General features: G+C 61.5%; 21 protein-coding genes. 18 read left to right on the top strand and 3 right to left on the bottom strand.

The features are described 5' to 3' along the window. Positions 1-137 precede the first annotated feature (137 nt). Both Q0L94_RS17195 and Q0L94_RS17190 read right to left on the bottom strand, forming a co-directional pair. A complete protein-coding gene (locus tag Q0L94_RS17195) occupies positions 138-1,154 on the bottom strand; it encodes a substrate-binding domain-containing protein (RefSeq protein WP_296755770.1) in 1,017 nt (338 codons plus the stop codon). A gap of 18 nt (positions 1,155-1,172) precedes the next feature. Next, the gene (locus Q0L94_RS17190; RefSeq protein WP_296755767.1) at positions 1,173-2,549 is read right to left on the bottom strand and encodes a sigma-54 dependent transcriptional regulator; all 1,377 of its coding nucleotides are present in this window, start codon (positions 2,547-2,549) and stop codon (positions 1,173-1,175) included. Between the two features lie 345 nt (positions 2,550-2,894). Here Q0L94_RS17190 and soxA (Q0L94_RS17185) point away from each other — a divergent pair, with 345 nt between their 5' ends. The 17 genes from soxA (Q0L94_RS17185) (at position 2,895) to Q0L94_RS17105 (ending at position 17,248) form a co-directional block, all read left to right on the top strand. Further along, a complete protein-coding gene (gene soxA / locus Q0L94_RS17185) occupies positions 2,895-3,842 on the top strand; it encodes a sulfur oxidation c-type cytochrome SoxA (protein WP_296755766.1) in 948 nt (315 codons plus the stop codon). 43 nt (positions 3,843-3,885) lie between these two features. After that, the gene (gene soxX / locus Q0L94_RS17180) at positions 3,886-4,383 is read left to right on the top strand and encodes a sulfur oxidation c-type cytochrome SoxX (protein WP_296755764.1); all 498 of its coding nucleotides are present in this window, start codon (positions 3,886-3,888) and stop codon (positions 4,381-4,383) included. Between the two features lie 60 nt (positions 4,384-4,443). Continuing rightward, a complete protein-coding gene (locus Q0L94_RS17175) occupies positions 4,444-5,607 on the top strand; it encodes a hypothetical protein (RefSeq protein WP_296755762.1) in 1,164 nt (387 codons plus the stop codon). A 58-nt stretch (positions 5,608-5,665) separates the two neighbouring features. Further along, complete coding sequence (locus Q0L94_RS17170; RefSeq protein ID WP_296755760.1) at positions 5,666-6,073, top strand: hypothetical protein; 408 nt, start codon at positions 5,666-5,668, stop codon at positions 6,071-6,073. 14 nt (positions 6,074-6,087) lie between these two features. Beyond that, positions 6,088-6,555, top strand: a complete 468-nt coding sequence (gene soxY, locus Q0L94_RS17165; protein WP_296755758.1) for a thiosulfate oxidation carrier protein SoxY — start codon at positions 6,088-6,090, stop codon at positions 6,553-6,555. Positions 6,556-6,614: 59 nt separating this feature from the next. Continuing rightward, complete coding sequence (soxZ, locus tag Q0L94_RS17160; RefSeq protein WP_296755755.1) at positions 6,615-6,929, top strand: thiosulfate oxidation carrier complex protein SoxZ; 315 nt, start codon at positions 6,615-6,617, stop codon at positions 6,927-6,929. A gap of 68 nt (positions 6,930-6,997) precedes the next feature. Continuing rightward, positions 6,998-7,843, top strand: coding sequence for a sulfur oxidation c-type cytochrome SoxA (soxA, locus tag Q0L94_RS17155; RefSeq protein ID WP_296755754.1), 846 nt, complete (start codon positions 6,998-7,000; stop codon positions 7,841-7,843). 153 nt (positions 7,844-7,996) lie between these two features. Next, positions 7,997-9,739, top strand: coding sequence for a thiosulfohydrolase SoxB (soxB, locus tag Q0L94_RS17150; RefSeq protein ID WP_296755752.1), 1,743 nt, complete (start codon positions 7,997-7,999; stop codon positions 9,737-9,739). Between the two features lie 400 nt (positions 9,740-10,139). Further along, complete coding sequence (locus tag Q0L94_RS17145) at positions 10,140-10,565, top strand: cytochrome c (protein ID WP_296755749.1); 426 nt, start codon at positions 10,140-10,142, stop codon at positions 10,563-10,565. 38 nt (positions 10,566-10,603) lie between these two features. Continuing rightward, positions 10,604-11,983 carry a cbb3-type cytochrome c oxidase subunit I gene (locus Q0L94_RS17140; protein WP_296755748.1) on the top strand — a complete coding sequence of 460 codons (1,380 nt, stop codon included), beginning with the start codon at positions 10,604-10,606 and terminating at the stop codon, positions 11,981-11,983. A 44-nt stretch (positions 11,984-12,027) separates the two neighbouring features. Next, on the top strand, positions 12,028-12,621 hold the full coding sequence (locus Q0L94_RS17135) for a cytochrome c oxidase subunit 3 family protein (protein ID WP_296755745.1): 594 nt from the start codon (positions 12,028-12,030) through the stop codon (positions 12,619-12,621). 2 nt (positions 12,622-12,623) lie between these two features. Further along, positions 12,624-12,881: a cytochrome C oxidase subunit IV family protein gene (locus tag Q0L94_RS17130; protein ID WP_296755743.1), complete on the top strand. Its 258-nt coding sequence runs from the start codon at positions 12,624-12,626 to the stop codon at positions 12,879-12,881. A 12-nt stretch (positions 12,882-12,893) separates the two neighbouring features. Beyond that, the gene (locus tag Q0L94_RS17125) at positions 12,894-13,709 is read left to right on the top strand and encodes a CbbQ/NirQ/NorQ/GpvN family protein (RefSeq protein ID WP_296755742.1); all 816 of its coding nucleotides are present in this window, start codon (positions 12,894-12,896) and stop codon (positions 13,707-13,709) included. A gap of 4 nt (positions 13,710-13,713) precedes the next feature. Next, entirely contained in the window at positions 13,714-14,094 is a 381-nt protein-coding gene (locus Q0L94_RS17120; protein WP_296755740.1) for a hypothetical protein, read from the top strand. Continuing rightward, complete coding sequence (locus Q0L94_RS17115; RefSeq protein ID WP_296755738.1) at positions 14,088-15,128, top strand: 4Fe-4S binding protein; 1,041 nt, start codon at positions 14,088-14,090, stop codon at positions 15,126-15,128. The genes Q0L94_RS17120 and Q0L94_RS17115 overlap by 7 nt, the downstream gene beginning before the upstream one ends. Before the next feature lie 2 nt (positions 15,129-15,130). Continuing rightward, on the top strand, positions 15,131-16,969 hold the full coding sequence (locus tag Q0L94_RS17110) for a nitric oxide reductase (protein ID WP_296755737.1): 1,839 nt from the start codon (positions 15,131-15,133) through the stop codon (positions 16,967-16,969). Between the two features lie 21 nt (positions 16,970-16,990). Further along, positions 16,991-17,248, top strand: a complete 258-nt coding sequence (locus Q0L94_RS17105; RefSeq protein WP_296755735.1) for a hypothetical protein — start codon at positions 16,991-16,993, stop codon at positions 17,246-17,248. Here the strand turns inward: Q0L94_RS17105 and Q0L94_RS17100 are convergent. Next, positions 17,245-17,811: a DUF1415 domain-containing protein gene (locus Q0L94_RS17100; RefSeq protein WP_296755733.1), complete on the bottom strand. Its 567-nt coding sequence runs from the start codon at positions 17,809-17,811 to the stop codon at positions 17,245-17,247. The genes Q0L94_RS17105 and Q0L94_RS17100 overlap by 4 nt on opposite strands. Before the next feature lie 90 nt (positions 17,812-17,901). Between Q0L94_RS17100 and Q0L94_RS17095 the strand changes: the two genes are divergently transcribed. Beyond that, positions 17,902-18,624: alanine--tRNA ligase-related protein (locus Q0L94_RS17095; protein WP_296755730.1), on the top strand; the 723-nt coding region annotated here is incomplete at its 3' end.

Raw genomic sequence — 18,624 nt, 5'->3', positions numbered from 1 at the left:
GACGTAATGAAACGGATGGATTTTTTCGCAGGGCAAGGCGCGAGGAGGCGACATAGCCGGCTCTATGGCAACGACGAGCAACGCCGCCATGCGGAAAAAGACGCCGTTTCATGTTGCGATATTTCTGAGTCACGACACTAGCCCCTGAGCGCACTGATTTTCGGGCGTCGCAGGTATTCCGGCGCATCGCCCAGTTCGGCCGCCTGGGTGCCGCTCACTGGGACCGTGTTCCTGGCGATGATCCGCTGTGCGTCCTCGCTGTAGATGAAATCCAGAAATGGCCGCATCACGTCATCCATCCACAATGCGAAAATCAGATTGAGCGGACCCGTCAGTGGATAATCCCCGCGCGAAACGCTGCGCACACTTGGCATGACACCATCGACGCTGAGAACCTTGAGTTGGCCCTGCTTGACGTAGGGAGCGGCGAGCACCCAGCTGTCGACCCCCAGGGACGGTCGAAAACGCGCCAGATGGCGCAAATGGTCCGAATCGGTGTTGGAACGCATGGCGTGCTTCGACCAGGTTTTTCCGCCGTTGAGCAGGACGGTGCGGACAGGCTCAAGATAGGGTGGGCAGTGGTTGTGCACGATAAAAGCGATCGGCCGGTCGGCACCGCCCAGCTCACGCCAGTTCCGGATTTCGCCGGTCGCCACCCTGCGCAGGTTGGCCAGGCTGATGTCGTGTACAGGGTTGTCGGGTGAGGTCAACACCACTTTCATGTCTTGTGCCACAGGCAGCCAGCCCATCCCGGCGGCGGGTGAATCCTGCACCGGGCAACATAATTCGCCAAAATGCGCCTTGCCCGTCCGCGCCGCGACCAGACCACCATCGCATCCATCGCCAATTACCCTGACCCGGTTTCCGGTGCGCTTCGTATAAAGTTGGGCAACCTCGTCCAGAAAGCCCAGTTTCAGCAATCGGGTGCCAACGAAAGTCAGGTCTTTCGGCAGGACGGCAGGATCGATGCGCAATGCCGACATGGACGCGGGCGTGATGCACATGTTTCTGTCGATGACGCCATCGATTCTGTCCAGTGCTGTTTCGCGCCGGGTCGCAGCCCCGAGGCTCAGCGCGAGGCCGCTCATTCCCAAGCCGCCCAATGCGGTGAGAAATCTTCTTCTTCCGCGCGCAAAATCCCGTATGTCCGCCATGTTTTTTCCTTTCGCCCGCTACAGCCTGCGCAACAGCGTCTTGTAATCGATGCCCAACAGCCGGGCGGCATGGGTCTTGTTGCCCGACGTCATTTCGAGGATGCGCCGGACATGGATCCGCTCCGCTTCGGCCAGCGTCAAGATCGCGTTCTGCCCGGTTTCCTCCGCCACGACCTCTCCTCGCGCAATGTGGTTCAGCATGGGCAGCGTGATTTCCTGGGCCGAGTCTTCGCACAGGATCACCACCGCCTCGATCAGGTTTTCAAGTTCGCGCACGTTGCCCGGCCACGCCATCTGCTGCAGGCAATACAGCGCATCGGAGCGGATCTGGCGCACCCGCTTGCCGTGGGCGCGGCTGTAGTGCTGCATGAATTGCTGGGCAAGCAGCGGTATGTCTTCGATGCGCTCGCGCAGCGGCGGCAGCGTGGTTCCCAGCACGCGCAGGCGATGATAGAGGTCGCGGCGGAACCCGCCATCCTGCACCATTTTTTCCAGTTTCTCGTTGGTGGCGGAAATGATGCGGAAGTCGACTTCCTGTTCCTTGTCGCTCCCGACCGGCCGCACCCGCCGCTCCTGGATGACGCGCAGCAGCTTGGCCTGAATCAGGGGCGACATGGAGTTCACTTCGTCCAGGAACACGGTCCCGCCGTGTGCCTCGCACAATAGGCCCTTGCGATCCTGGGTGGCGCCGGTAAAGGCGCCGCGCCGATGGCCGAACAGTTCGGAATCGGCCAGTTCGTCGGGAATGGCTGCCATGTTGACCGCCACGAAAGGCCCTTGGTCGGCGTGTATCGCGCGCGCGACCAACTCCTTGCCGGTGCCGCTTTCACCTTCGATCAGCACGCTTGCGCGCGTATGGCGTACGCGCAGAATCCAGCTATGCAGGCGTTCGATGGCCGCACTCTGGCCGTTGATGCTGCGCAGATATCCGTCCTGGCCCAGCAGGGAGCGTTTGAGGGCTTCGCAACGCGCGCGCAGCGCCAGATCCTGTTCGAGCTTGGCGACGATCAACTGTACCGACTCGGGATCGAACGGTTTCGGCAGGAAGTCGAAAGCCCCCAGTTTCACTGCGCGTACGGCATTTTCGATGGTGGAATAAGCGCTCACGACCACAACCGGGGTGTCCGGCAGGACGCCTTGAATCCGGCTCAACACCTCGAATCCATCGAAATCCGGCATCACCAGATCGAGGAAGATCAGGGTCGGCTCAAGCGCGGGGAGTTCGTTCTCCAGATCGAACTTGCCGACCCGGACGGCGACCTGAAAGTCGCCGCAGGTCTGTATCACGCGCCCGAGTATGCGTGCGATTTCCGGTTCGTCATCAATGATCAAAACCTTGTACGCGCCGATCGGTTCGGGAGGCGGGGATATGTCTTTTGGATCAGGCGGGTGCATGGAACCAGGAAGAAGCCAAGTCATTAAAACGCAATCTGCGGACCACCTTAGTCCCATCCTGCGGCCAGCGTCAAGCTCGCGGGCTATTGGCCGGGCATCGGGGAAAAAACGGTACGCATGCGTGCTATGGCGTTTCTCCCATGGCTTGGCCTGACCGATTGGCGATACGCCAGTGGCAGCGCCTTTCTGGTCGGGCGCTTTTTTGATTTTTCCTTTGTTTTCAATTGATTATTGCCTTGTTTCGCTGCTGGCACGACGTATGCTTTAAGCCTGTCGGGTGGACGCGACTCGGGCGGCAACAGCGATCTTCCGCCCGACTCGTTTGTTTCAATTAATGGAGAGGCTATGAACATTCCAAGAAAACTCAAATTGCTGGCATTCGGCGCTTGCCTTGCTGCCGCCGCGCTTCCGGCAAGCGCCGAGGAGTATCCGAAATTCGACTACATGCCGGGCAAGGAGCTGGCAATCCCACATGTTTCGGGAGACGCGAAATTCTCGAATACCTATCAATACTGGAAGGATGAGAAGACGCTCGAAGCCGCCAAGAAAAGCGGAAAGATGTCCCATGAGATGAACTACAAGGATTTCCGCTGGGCTATCAAAAGCTTCGATGCGGAAAGCGCGATCGATATCGGCAGGGGGTACTACGACGAGAAGAATGCCAAGGGGCAATCCTGTGCTTCCTGCCACGGCGCAGAAGGGAAAAAGCTCAAGGGGATATACGCAAACTACCCGGCCTACAACAAACGCCTGAAGCGCGTCGTGACCGTCCCCACGCAGATCAAAACCTGCGCAACCGAACGGCTCGGTTTCGACTGGAAGGAGAACACGCGCCAGAACACGCTGATCGACTTCTTCGTCGGCTCCCTGTCGGATGGCAAGGTCGTGAAGATCGATGCCACCTCTCCGGGGCCGATCAAGGCGTCCTACGAACGGGGCCGCGACTTGTTCTTCAAGCGCGGCGGACATTTCAACTTCGCCTGCGCGAGCTGCCATACCCCGCCCGCCACAGGCAAATATCTGCGCGGCCAGCGTCCGACCACTTTCTTCGGCGACGCCGCCCAGTACCCCATCTATCACTTTCCCTACACGTTGCCGGGCGACGATTTCGAGTACGTCTTCACCCTCCAGCACCAGATCAAGTCCTGCCAGATTTTGTCGCGCATCTACCCAGGGGAGGAAGGCAGCCCAGCCATGACGGATATCGAGGTGTTCCTCAAGGCGTCGGCGAATGGCTACAAGATGAGTATCCCGGTCAGCGAATACAACATGGATACCAGCTATCTGGATTGAAGCGCGTCTTCGGTGCCGCAACTGATTAAAAAGGAAAACTGACATGAAATTTGGCTTCAAACAGCGTTATCTGCCACTGCTTGTGCTGGCGGCTTCTCTGACCGTCGGCGCAATCGCCCCCAGCTCGGCCGAGGAGGCGCCGAAGTGGGTTCCCGGCGAACAGTATCCGCGCGAACTGCTCAAGAACTTTCCTTGCCACGACTACGACCTGCCATGCGGAAAAATGACCTCGCCGCCGGTGGAACGTGTCGAGTTCAAGGGACCGCTCAACGGGGACGCGGAACGGGGCGAGAAAATCGCAACCAACCTGCGTTGGGGGAACTGCATTGCCTGCCATGCGCTGCCCAAGCACGAAGGCGGCACCATCGGCCCCAGCTTGAAGGGCTACGGGTATCGGGAAATGCCTTTGGACTACACCTATCAGCGTCTCTGGGATGTCCGCTTCTACAACCCGAATGCCTTCATGCCCGTTTATGGCCCGAACAAGGTGCTGACCGACCAGGATATCCAGGATGTCATGGCATTCCTGTACGCCAAGTAAACACGCGTTTCCCAGACAACGATCGCAATCCCGCGCCAATGCGCGGAAAGGAAATCACACATGACTGATTCTTCGAAGAAGTTTACCCAATACACCTTGTCGGCGCTGTGCCTTACGGGGATGTCCTTGTTCCATCAGGCAGCCCAGGCGGAGGCGGAGGCCAAGGTCGATTCCTACAAGGCCTGGCCCATGCTGTACGGACGCGAGTCCGCGCCTTCGGACGAGGTCACCATGACCATGGGCGTCGAGATGCAGCCCACTTTCACGCTGACCGACAGCAAGAATGCGGCATCCGACAAGAGCGAGTTTTCATTCCAGCGCCTGCGCTGGTACATGAAAGGCAGCATCACCAAGGACGTGGATTATCTGGTCGTCACGGAATGGGCGCGCAACGGGGTCACTTCTGCGGCCAACGGCAGTGCGCGCGCCTTTCGCGCCAGCGCCACCTTCCGCGATGTTTTCGACATGACCAACATCCAGGTGGGGTCCGTGATCGTCCCGTTCGGCCATGCCTTTTACGTTCCCGCCGGAATTGCGCCATGGGTCAATTACACCCGCATGACCTCGCAGCTCTATGGCTGCGGCTCGATCGGTTGTACGGCGGATGGCGGTGAAATCGTGACCAACATCTTCAAGACCGGCATCATGGCTTTCAATCAGATCAACCTGGGCAGCGACAGCAGCCTGACCTATACCGCCGGCGTCTACAACAGCACGGGCGTCAAGCAGCAGGACGAAGGCGACAAGAAAGACTTCAACGGCAGCCTGGAGTTTCACAAGGGATCGATCTGGGCGCATTACGGCTTGCGGCTCGGCAGCGCGCAGATCAACGCGGGGCCGGAACTCGACCGTGAACGCCATGCCTTCGTGCTGCGTTACAACGATTATGCCAAGGACAAGTGGTGGGCCTGGGGCGAAGTCATGACCGGCAAGGATGAAACTCCGGGCGGTGCTGCCGATCTGAAAGCCAGGGGCTATGAGCTTTCGCTCGGTTATAAATTGACGCCGAAATGGGAGGCCGTGGGGCGCTATTCTGAATATGATCCGAATACTTCCCTGAGCAACAATACGTTCCAGGAAACCTCGATCGGCCTGACTCAGCGTCTTGACCGCGGGATCCGCCTGCAATACCAGGCAGACCGTATCCGGAACGACAACAATACAATTGAAGACAATATTTTCACCGTCCGCGTCACGGTGCCTTTTGCCAAGAAATTTATGTGACGTCGCATCAATGGCCTCCTCCATAACGCATTGGGGAAATCGATATTTCTGATGCGTTATGCCTTCTGCCGCCCTTCGGGGCGGTTTTTTTATTTCCCGCCGGGATTGGGGGAAGCCGGATTTTTCGATAGGTGAACCGTATGGGGAGCGCAGGGCGATTCGAGCGCTGCGCTGCAATGGGTGCCCGAAAGAACAGGGTGCCTGCAGTGTCCCATTTCTCCCGAAGCAGGGCATAGGGGACTGGCGTTACGCCATGGCTGGATGTTTACGGTTCGAAGCGTGGAAAATATTTTTTATTGTTATCAATGTCTTGGTGTTGATTCATTGTTTGGCATGGCGTTTGCTAATCGTAGGTGGGTTGGCGAAATTGTGGATTGCTCAATTTTCCATTCAAAAAACAGGTTATTTCAATAGCCTGAATATGGAAAACGGAAACGCCAGAAATATTGATGATTTTGCTATTTAAAAGGAGACAGACAAATGAATGCACTTCGTAGAAACGTACTGAAAGGCGCCGCAGGCGCAGGCACCGTGGCCATCGCCGTGGCCGCCGGCCTGCTGAAGCCCACCCAGGCGCTGGCAGCCTGGAACAAGGCCGCCTTCGAGGCCAAGAACGTCGGCGATGCGATGAAGGGGCTCGACGTTGTCGGCCCGATCGACAGCAAGGAGATCACCATCAAGATGCCGGACATCGCCGAGAACGGTTCGGTTGTGCCGGTGGAAGTCACCAGCAGCATCGCCGGCACGACCAGCATCGCCATTTTTGCCGAAAAGAACGGCACCCCCCTAGTCGGCTCCTACAGCCTGTCGGGCGGCGCCGAGGGCTTCATTTCCACCCGCATCAAGGTGGCTCAGACTTCGTTTGTCCGTGCGGTGGTCAATGCCGGCGGCAAGTCCTACACCGCGGCCAAGGAAGTCAAAGTCACCGTCGGCGGCTGCGGCGGCTGATCCCGGCCTGGCCAGACATCATGCGTTGAACTGAATTCTTTACTAGAAAGGAAAGCCAAATGGCTGAACCCATGCGTATCCGCGTCACCATGGCAGGCGACGTCGCCGACGTCAAAGTGCTGATGAACCACCCGATGGAAACCGGTCTGCGCAAAGACGCCAAAACCGGCCAACTGGTGCCCGCCCACTTCATTCAGGACGTGACGGCCACCGTCAACGGCGCCGCAGTGCTGAACGCCGACTTCGGCACCGGCATCTCCAAGAACCCCTACCTGGGATTCAAGGTCAAGGGGCCCAAGAAAGGCGACAAGGTCGTCGTCAACTGGGTCGACAACAAAGGCGACAAAAACTCCGCCGAAGCCACCATCGGCTAATTCAGGCAATATCCGAGCGGGGCACCATGCCCCGCTCGTGTTTTATCATCAGGTTTGAGGAGGACGGCATGAAACAAAAAAATATCTTGAAACTGCTGGCAGGCATGGCTGGTCTGGGTATCGCCCTGGGCGCTGCCACGGTGCACGCTACGCCCGAGCAGGATCGGCAGGATCTCATCAAGCACTACACATCCAAGAATCCCAACGTCAACATTGAAGACTACGTCTACGGCGCGCTGGCATTCGATGCCGACAGCAAGGCGCAATACGACGCCATCATGGAATTCCCGCCCTACGAAGCCACGATCGAGGCCGGCCGCAAGATGTGGGAAACCCCGTTCAAGAACGGCAAAACCTATGCCGACTGCCTGCCCGGCGGCGGCAAGCAGATCGCCGGCAACTATCCCATGTTCGACGATGCCAAGGGCAAGGTCGTCACGCTGCACGATGCGATCAACAGCTGCCGTACCGCCAATGGCGAAGACGCCTACAAGGTCGACGACATGAAAACCATGGGGGTTCTGACGTCCTATATGCGCACCTTGTCCGACGGCATGCTGGTGAACATCAAAGTCGAAGGCCCCAAGGCCATGGCCGCCTACCAGGACGGCAAGACGACCTTCTTCGGCCGCAGGGGGCAGCTCAACTTCGCCTGTGCCAGCTGCCACGTGCAGAACGCCGGCGTCCGTCTGCGCTCCGAACTGATCTCACCTGCGATCGGCCATACCGTGCACTGGCCGGTGTTCCGTGGCGGCGACACCCTGACCACCCTGCAACAGCGCTATAGCGGTTGTTTCCGGATGGTGCGCGGCGTGCCGGCGGCACAAGGCAGCGCCACCATGAACAACCTGGAGTATTTCCATTCCTCGCTGTCCAACGGCCTGCCGATGAAGGCTTCCGTATTCCGCAAGTAAGCGGCCGCGCTGCGTGAAAAAGCCCGGGCAGCCGGGCTTTTTCATTTGCAGAGCCGATACGCTTGTGCATGAGCCGGAGCTACCATTTACCCGCTGCGCCTTATCAACTGACAATACCAAAAACATCATCACATTATTTTCGAGGAGCGTTCCATGCACATGAACCGCCGTGAGTTCCTGCAATTGCTTGCCGTCGCCGCAGCGTCCGGCATGGCGCTGGACAGCAAGTCCGCGCTGGCCGGCAAGGCGCCTGCCAATTTCTACGATGTGCCGCGCCACGGCAACGTCTCGTTCATGCACTTTACCGACTGCCACGCCCAGTTGATGCCGGTGTGGTTCCGCGAGCCCAACGTCAACCTGGGAATCGGTTCGGCCAACGGCAAGGCGCCTCACCTGGTCGGCCGGCATCTGCTGAAAGAATTCGGCATCAAGCCCGGCAGCGCCGAAGCCCACGCTTTCTCTTACCTCGATTTCACCGAGGCGGCCAAAGTCTACGGCAAGGTCGGTGGCTTCGCTCACCTGAAAACCCTGGTAGACAAAATCCGCGCGCAGCGCCCCGGTGCGCTGCTGCTCGACGGCGGCGACACCTGGCAGGGTTCGGCCACCTCGCTGTGGACCGATGCACAGGACATGGTCGATGCCTGCATCGCGCTCGGCGTCAACGTCATGACGCCGCACTGGGAATCGACTTTCGGCGCCGAACGGGTGATGGAAATCGTCAACAACGATTTCAAGAAAGCCGACATCGATTTCGTCGCGCAGAACGTCGTCACCAACGACTTCGGCGACCAGGTATTCAAGCCCTACGTCATGAAGGAGATGAGCGGCGTGAAAATCGCCATCATCGGCCAGGCCTTCCCCTACACGCCGATCGCCAACCCGCGCTGGATGGTGCCGGACTGGAGTTTCGGCATCCGCGACGACGGCATGCAGAAATGGGTGGACGACGCGCGCGCCAACGGCGCCAAAGTCGTGATCGTGCTCTCGCACAACGGCATGGACGTCGACCTTAAAATGGCCGGCCGCGTCACCGGCATCGATGCCATCTTCGGCGGCCACACCCACGACGGCGTGCCGCAGCCGGTCAAGGTCAAGAACGCCAAGGGCATCACGCTGGTGACCAATGCGGGCTCCAACGGCAAGTTCCTCGGCGTCATGGACTTCGATGTTCGCGGCGGCAAGATTCAAAGCTACAAATACCGCCTGCTGCCGGTGTTCTCCAACCTGCTGCCGGCCGACCCGGCGATGGACGCGCTGATCAAGAAAGTGCGTGCGCCCTACGAAGACAAGCTCAGCGAGAAGCTCGCCGTCACCGACGACTTCCTCTATCGCCGCGGCAACTTCAACGGCACCTGGGACCAGTTGCTGGTCGACGCGCTGATGGAAGTCAAAGGCGCGGATGCCGCCTTCTCGCCCGGCTTCCGCTGGGGCACCACGCTGCTGCCGGGCGACGCCATCACCATGGAACGCCTGATGGACCAGACCGCCATCACCTATCCGCAGACCACGCTGACCGAGATGACCGGCGACACCATCAAGAACATCATGGAAGACGTCGCCGACAACCTGTTCAATACCGACCCCTACTATCAGCAAGGGGGCGACATGGTGCGCGTCGGCGGCATCGAATACACCATCAACCCGACCAGGAAAATCGGCCAGCGCATCAGCAACATGATGCTGAAGGGCAAGCCGGTCGATGCCAACACGGTCTACAAGGTCGCCGGCTGGGCGCCGGTGGGCGAAGGCGCAGAGGGCGAGCCGGTATGGGATGTCGTCGCGGCCTATCTGCGCGACAAGAAGGTCATCAAGGGTCTGAAACTGAACGAGCCCAAAATCATCGGCGTCGGCAAATCCAACCCCGGCATCGCTGACTACCGCGGCGGCCTGTCCTGACCCCGTCGTCCGCAAAAACCTGAAAGGGGCGCCAGCCCCTTTTTTCATTCCCGAAACGCGCGCGGACAGCAGTCCAGACACCGCAACCGGGTGCGCGAGCAAGCTTGCGCACCGCACCATCCCGGCAATCCCCCCACCCGAAAGCGCACGCAGGCACGCGTCTGCCTGCGGTTCGCCCGGCGCGAGCCGGCGCGTCCTGGCCCGCAAGGCAGCGCTTGCATGGCCGCCTGCCGCCAGCCCAACTGTCTCACTAAAGCAACAAGCGAATTTTCCGCTTTACCTAACATGTATTTTAAATATATATTAAGACCTCGATAGCCGAGCTTGGCGCAGGCAAGTGGAGGACGCGCCGCAGCACGCGATTCGTATCCAACCCAGCAAACGAAAGGGACCCAACCAAATGAGCTCGGCATTCACAAAATCCGCAGCCCGCAACATCTTTTACGGCGGCGCGGTGTTCTTCTTCCTGCTGTTACTCGGCCTCACGTTCGACACCATGCAGACGCTCCCCAAGCGCGACAACCGTGCGAATCTGACCGAGTCGGTCGTGCGCGGCAAGCACATATGGGAGACGCGCAATTGCATCGGCTGCCACACCATGATGGGCGAAGGTGCCTATTTCGCGCCGGAACTGGTCAACGTCTACACCCGGCGCGGCCCGGATTTCATCAAGACCTGGATGAAGATCCAGCCCAGCGGCGCCCCCGGACGGCGCCAGATGCCCCAGTTTCACCTGGACGAGCAGCAGCTCGACGACCTGGTGAGCTTCCTCAAATACGCCTCGGAGATCAACACATCCAAATGGCCGCCCAACATTGAGGGCTAAGCACGTCGTCAAACGCAATGCAACAAACGGGGAATCTTATGAAATACAAATCACAGGCGGTCGCGAAGCCCTATTTCATCGCGGCAATCGGCCTCTTTCTCGGCCAGATCGTATTCGGTCTGATCATGGGCTTGCAGTATGTGGTCGGGGACTTCCTGTTCCCGGCGATCCCGTTCAACGTGGCGCGCATGGTGCACACCAACCTGCTGATCGTGTGGCTCCTGTTCGGCTTCATGGGTGCGGCCTACTACCTGATTCCGGAAGAGTCGGAACGCGAGCTGCATAGTCCGAAGCTCGCCATGGCGATGTTCTGGATATTCCTCGTCGCCGGAGCGGCGACTGTCCTCGGCTACCTCCTGGTGCCCTACGCATCGCTGGCCAAATGGACCGGCAACGACCTGCTGGCGACGATGGGACGGGAGTTCCTCGAACAGCCGCTGCCAACCAAGATCGGCATCGTGGTGGTGGCGCTGGCGATGCTGTACAACCTGTCGATGACGGTGTTGCGCGGCCGCAAGACCACGATCAACCTGGTGATGCTGATCGGCCTGTGGGGACTCGCGATTTTCTTCCTGTTCTCGTTCTACAACCCGGCCAACCTCGTCAAGGACAAGTACTACTGGTGGTGGGTCGTGCACCTGTGGGTAGAAGGCGTGTGGGAACTGATCATGGGCGCGATGCTGGCGTTCGTTCTGATCAAGGTGACCGGCGTGGACCGCGAGGTGATCGAGAAATGGCTGTACGTGATCATTGCGATGGCGCTGATTACCGGTCTCATCGGCACCGGCCACCATTATTACTGGATCGGCGCGCCGGAATACTGGCAATGGTGGGGCAGCGTGTTCTCCGCCCTGGAACCGATTCCGTTCTTCATGATGACGGTGTTCGCATTCAACATGGTCAACCGCAGACGGCGTGAGCATCCGAACAAGGTGGCCGTGCTGTGGGCACTCGGCACCGGCGTGATGGCTTTCCTGGGCGCCGGCGTCTGGGGCTTCCTGCACACCCTCGCGCCGGTGAACTTCTATACCCACGGCAGCCAGATCACGGCGGCGCACGGCCACATGGCGTTCTACGGCGCATATGTGATGGTCGTGCTGACCATGATCAGCTACACCATGCCGCTGATGCGCGGCCGCGCCGCCAACGGCAGGACCGCGCAAGTGGTCGAAATGTGGTCGTTCTGGCTGATGACGGTTGCGATGGTCTTTATCACGCTGTTCCTGACCGCCGCCGGCATCCTGCAGATATGGCTGCAGCGCATTGCGACTGAACCGATGTCGTTCATGGCGGCGCAGGAACAGGTCTCGCTGTTCTACTGGATGCGTGAAGTCTCCGGCCTGATCTTCCTGGTCGGCGTCCTGCTGTACATCGGCAGCTTCTTCATCAAGGGAAAGAGTGAGGCCGCCACGACCTGAGCCTGACAGTCCGCCCGGCTTGCCGGGCGGACAAGGATACCGACTTGAACCTGGCAATCACTTCCTCACCCCCGCATGACGATCGCCGCGCGCTACCGGGCGATCTTGCCATGTGGTTTTTCATACTCGCCGAATTGCTGGTATTCGGCGTCTTTTTTCTGGCGTATGCATTTGCCCGTACGCGCAATGTCGAATTGTTCAATGCGTCGCAACTGGAGCTGGATCAGCTCAGCGGCGCCATCAATACCGTCCTGCTGATTACCAGCAGTTATTTCGTGGTACGTGCCGTCGATCAAATCCGGCATGGCCGTTCCCGCTCCTGCGCCTACTGGCTGATCGCCGCGATGGCCTGCGGCGGCACCTTCCTGGCGCTCAAGCTGGTCGAATTCGGCGCCAAGATCGAGGCCGGCATCACCATGTCGACCAATACGTTCTTCATGTTTTATCTCGGCCTCGGCTTTTTCCACTTCATGCATGTCGTGCTCGGCATGGTCATCCTCGGCGCCGTGACGCTGAAGGCGTGGAAAGGCGGCTACAGCGCGACCAGCCACGGCGGCGTCGAAACCGGCGCCGCCTACTGGCACATGGTCGACCTGGTGTGGATCATTCTGTTTCCCCTGATTTACGTGTTGCGCTGATCATGATGAAAGCGGCGACTTTTCAATGGCTGATCCTGCTTGCAATGACGGCGGTGGCGGTCGGCCTGTCGCAGACCGCACTTTCCGACGATGCCATCCTGGCCCCGGTGCTGCTGACGACGCTGATCAAGGGCCGCATCGTGATCGACCGCTTCATGGCGCTGCAGGGCGCGATCGCGCCGTGGCGCTGGATCGTGCTGGGCTGGCTGGTCGTGGTGACCGGCCTGATCGGCTATGCCTTCCACATGGCGCAGACTTAACCGGAGAACCCCATGAACGACCTGACCGCTCCCGGCCTGGAGGCCGCCCTGAATATTCCGTTCTACCAGCCGGTCGGCAACGAATGCGAACTGTTCGAGTACGCCTTCCGCAAGCGCCTGCCGCTCTTGATCAAGGGACCGACCGGCTGCGGCAAGACGCGCTTCGTCGCGCACATGGCAGCGCGCCTGGCGCGGCCGCTGATCACGGTGGCCTGCCACGACGACCTGACCAGCGCCGACCTGGTCGGCCGCCATCTGATCGGCGACGGCCAGACCGTCTGGTCGGACGGCCCGCTGACGCGCGCGGTGCGGCAAGGTGGCATCTGCTACCTGGACGAAGTGGTGGAAGCGCGCAAGGACACCACCGTGGTGCTGCATCCGCTGACCGACGACCGGCGCATCCTGCCGATCGAGCGCACCGGCGAGGAATTGCATGCGCCCGACGAATTCATGCTGGTGGTTTCCTACAACCCCGGCTACCAGAACCTGCTGAAAAGCCTGAAGCCGTCGACGCGTCAGCGCTTCGTCGCGATCAACTTCGATTTTCCGCCGGCCGCGCTGGAAGAGAAAATCGTGATCGCCGAAACCGGCGCCGCGCCGCTGCTGGCAAAACAACTCGTCACGCTGGCCCGCCACTTCCGCCAGCTCAAGGACCACGATCTGGAGGAAGCGGCTTCGACGCGCCTGCTGGTCTACGCAGCCAGCCTCATCGGCGCAGGCTGCGATCCGGTCGCCGCCTGCGAAGCCGCACTGGTCGAGTCGCTGACCGACGACGCGGACACCGCCGAGGCCTTGCTGGAAGTGATCAAGGCAAGCTTCGGCCGATAATCGAATGGACACCCCCTCCGACCCGCGGGTACAGGCCGTGCAGGCCGAGGTGCTCTACCTGGTCAATCTGCTGCTGGCGCCCGGCCTGGCATTCCTGCTGCTGCTGTGGCTCGCCCGCCGGCATCGCGCCAGCACCAACCCGCTCACGCGCTGCCATCTGCGCCAGGCGGTCACGGCAAGCCTGTGGGCGGGCCTGCTGCTGATCGCGGTGCCTGCCCTCATCGTGCTGACCGTCGACCTCGGCCAGCCGGCAGCCTGGATCCTGCTGCTGCTGTATGTCCTGTGCTGCCATGCGACGCTGGTGCTGCTGGGCGTACTCGGCCTGTCGCGCGCGATCGCCGGGCAGACCTTCGTCTACCCCCTGCCCGGGAGCCGCACATGGTAGGCACCCAGGCAGCTTCCGCAATCCGTGCCGGCATCGCGCGCAGCACGCGCGGCTGGCTTGGATTGCCGGTACAGCGCTGGCGCCAGCTGACCCAGACGGGATTTTTCCTGCTGTTCGTGTTCGCCCCGGTGTTCGACATCTTCCGGCTCGACCTGAATCTCAAACACTTGATCCTGTTCGGCTTCGACTGGACGCTGGGGATGGACGACTTCCTGGCTGGCCGCGCTTCCACCGGCGAGGCCTCGCTCAACATCGTATTGCGCGGCTTTCTGCCGCTGCTGGCGGTCGGCGGCACGCTGATCTACGTCAGCCTGAAATGGGGGCGGCTGTATTGCGGCTGGCTCTGCCCGCATTTCTCGATCGTCGAAACCATCAACCAGACGCTGCGGCGCGCGATCGGCAAGCAAAGCCTGTGGGACAAAAAGCCGCTGCCGGCGCGCAACCCGGACGGCAGCGAAACCCGCCGCGACGCGCTCTGGTGGTTCGCCGTGGTCCCGCTGGTCGTCGCTTGCGCGGTCTTGTGGGCGGTGGTGCTGCTGACCTACCTGCTGCCGCCGGCCGAGGTGTACGGCAACATCTGGCACGGCAGCCTGACGCGCAATCAGGCGATTTTTCTCGGCGCCGCCAGCATCGCGTTCTTCGTCGAGTTCATGTTCGCGCGCCACCTGTTTTGCCGCTACGCCTGCGCGGTCGGCCTGTTCCAGAGCCTGGCCTGGATGAGCAACGACAAGGCGATGGTGGTCGGCTTCACCCGCCAGCGTGCCAAGGATTGCTCCACCTGCTATTCGGCCTGCGACCATGTATGCCCGATGCGCCTGAACCCGCGCAACGTCAAGCGCATGATGTTCGCCTGCGTGCAATGCGGCCAATGCGTGGATGCTTGCGACCAGACGCAGGCCGGCAACCCGAACGGCCCATTGCTGAACTGGGTGCACGATCTGCACGCCGAATCCGAAGCCGCCTTCAATGTCAGGGCCGCCCGCACCATACCGATCAGGCCGGCCGCCGATCCTTTGACCCAGGACAGGAGCTAGGCATGGAAGAATTCGTCGGCGGCTTGTGGGACAAACTGATCACCCGTAGCGCCTATCGCGGCTTTCCCAAGGCGCGGGTGGAACTCAAGCAGATCGAGCGCATTGCGCCGATCTACTTTCGCGCGCTGGGCGGCGATGCCGGCCTGACGCTGCGTGCCGGCACCGCGACGGCGCATGGCGCGCGCCGCAGCTGGATGGAACGCGTGGCGGGCATCGGCGACAAGGTGGAGCTGACCTGGAGCGACGACACCACGCTGCACCTGCCGGCCGCGCTCGACGTCTTTCCGGAGCGCGCGCAGAACCGCGAACTGTATCTGTGGCTGCTCGCGCTCGCCGCGCACGACGTTGCGCCGGATGCGCCGTGGATCGTGCGCAACCAGCAGGCGACGCGCGCCACCCTGGAGGCGCTGCCCGGTCTGGCACAGCGTTATCGCGAACTGGTCGAGAGCTTGTTCGCATTGCGTCCGCATCCGGACACCTTGAGCGGACAGGAACGCGCGGCCGAAGCCGCGATTCGCGCGGCGCTGGCCGAGCCGGGTTCGGTCGAGCGATTCGAGCCCGGCAGGCAGGCGCCGCTGCCGGTACCGCTGTGGCTGCACCCGCAGCCGCCGAGCAACCCGGGGCAGCAGCGCCAGGCCGGCAGCGCGAAATCGCCGGTGCCGGGCGCCAAATCCACGGCCGACCAGGAAGGCCGCAAGCGGCGCGCCGAACGGGTCGAGATGCCGCAGGCGAAGAACCCGTTCATGCTGCTGTTTCGTGCCGAAAGCCTGTTTTCCTGGGCCGAATTCATCAAGGTCGACCGCCCGCTCGACGAGGACGAAAACGAACATGCGACCAAAGCGGCCAACGACCTCGACATCCTCAGCATCGCCGACGACGACAACAGCACCGCCAGCCGGGTGCGCTTCGACCTCGACCTGCCGGCCGAGGCCGACGACGACCTGATGCTGGCCGACGGCATCCTGCTGCCGGAATGGGATTGCCGCAAGCGGCGCCTGCAGCCCGCGCATTGCCGCCTGCAGATGCTGCTCGCGCGCGACGCCGAACCGTGCGCGCTGCCGCAGGCCTTGCGCGCACCGGCCAAGCGGCTGCGCCAGCAGTTTCAGGCGCTGACTACGCAGCGCACACGCCTGCGTGGCCAGCTGACCGGCAGCGATCTCGACATCGACGCCTGCGTGCGCTTTGCCGCCGACAAGACGGACGGCATGCGCGCAAGCGAGCCCGGGCTGTATCTCGACAGCCGCCGGCAGCAGCGCGACCTGTCCTGCCTGCTGCTGGCCGACCTGTCGCTGTCGACCGACGCCTGGGTCAACAATACGGCGCGCGTGATCGAGGTGATCCGCGACAGCCTCCTGCTGTTCGGCGAGGCGTTGGCGGCCACCGGCGACCGCTTTGCGCTGTACGGATTTTCGTCGGTGCGCCGCGACAACGTGCGTTTTCATCTGCTCAAGGGTTTCGACGAGCGCTACGACGACCGGATTCGCGGCCGCCTGGCGGCATTGAAGCCCGGCTTCTACACGCGCATGGGTGCGGCGATCCGCCACGCGACGGCGATCCTCTCGACGCGAAAGACCGCACGCCGCCTGTTGCTGATCCTGACCGACGGCAAGCCGAACGATCTCGACCGGTACGAAGGCCGTTACGGAATCGAGGACACCCGCATGGCGATCATCGAAGCGCGTCGCCTGGGACTCACGCCGTTTTGCGTGACCATCGACGAAACGGCCGGGGATTACCTGCCGCACCTGTTCGGCGCGGCGGGCTATGTGGTGGTGCGCGATGCGGCGATGCTGCCGCGGGTGCTGCCGGATTTGTACGCAAGACTGACCGAAAACGTCTGATTTTTTACCCAAGGAGCAAACATGAAAATCGAGATTCTCACTATCGCCAGCCCCATCGATGCCGCAACGGCGGAACGCGCCGGCGCCATCCTGAAGACCATGCCCGGCGTGCACGAAGTGTCGTTTTTCGACGCCCCGGCGAGCCTGCACGCCCGCATCGACGAGAAGGCGCCGACGCGGGCAGAACTGGTGGCGGAACTGGCCAGGGTCGGCGTGCAGATCGAAGCGGAACGCCCCGCCCACGCGAGCGGCAGCTGCTGCGGCGGCTGCGGCAGCTAGGATTCGTTTTTCCCGTTGCGCGGAGGCGCCGCCCACAGGGCCTCCCAGCCGGCGAGCCCCAGCGCCTTCAGCGTCTCGATGTTGCGCTCATAAATCGTTCCCACTTCCGGGAAAGCCGCCACCGCTCGCGCGATGCTCGCCTCGCGCAGCAGGTGCAGGGTGGGATACGGCGCGCGGTTGGTGTAATTGCCGATATCGTCGGGGGCCGTATCGGCAAACTGGAACGCCGGATGAAAGCTGGCGATCTGGATCACGCCTTCCAGCCCGTGCTCGCCCACGGCCGCCTCCGCCAGCTGCGTGAAATCGTTGAAATCGAGAAAATCCGGCAGCAGCGTCGGATGAATCAGCAGCGTGGTGTCGACGGCCTCGGGATCGGCCGCCGCCAGGAAATCCAGCTCGTGGTCCAGGTCTTCCAGCAGGCCATCCAGATGCCTGGCCGTGCTCACCACGAAACGTACCTGATTCTTCACATAGACCGCCTTGGCAAACGGACACAGATTGAGCCTGATCACCGCCTTTTCGACCCATTCCCGCGTTGCCGCGATCACCGCCTCGCCGTCCATCTTCCCTGCTCCTGCCGCCTGTAAGGGGGGAACTTTAACGGATACAATGTTTTATTGCCCGACGTTCATGCACGACGACACCCCAACACCATGAAAAGCAGCGCCATCCGCCAGAATTTCCTCGATTTCTTCGCTTCCAAGGGCCACACCGTCGTCGCCTCCAGTCCGCTGGTGCCCGGCAACGACCCCACCCTGCTGTTCACCAACGCCGGCATGGTGCAGTTCAAGGACGTGTTCACCGGCCACGACAAGCGCGCCTACACCCGCGCGGTGTCGTCGCAGCGCTGCGTGCGCGCCGGCGGCAAGCACAACGACCTGGAAAACGTCGGCTACACCGCGCGCCACCACACCTTTTTCGAGATGCTGGGCAACTTCAGCTTCGGCGACTATTTCAAGCAGGACGCGATCAAGTACGCCTGGGAATTCCTCACCGACGTGCTGAAGCTGCCGGCCGACAAGCTGTGGGTCACGGTCTACTTTGATGACGACGAAGCCTACGACATCTGGCACAACGACATCGGCGTGCCGAAAGAGCGCATCGTCCGCATCGGCGACAACAAAGGGGACCGCTACGCCTCCGACAACTTCTGGGCGATGGGCGACACCGGCCCCTGCGGACCCTGCACTGAGATCTTCTACGACCACGGCCCCGAGGTCGCGGGCGGCCCGCCCGGCTCGCCCGACGAGGACGGCGACCGCTACATCGAAATCTGGAACAACGTGTTCATGCAGTTCAACCGCGACGAGTCCGGCACCATGCACCCGCTGCCCAAGCCATCGGTCGACACCGGCATGGGGCTGGAGCGCATTTCG

Source organism: Thiobacillus sp. (assembly GCF_024708915.1).
Note: the sequence above shows the minus strand (reverse complement) of the source record. Positions and strands in the feature narration are given on the sequence as shown.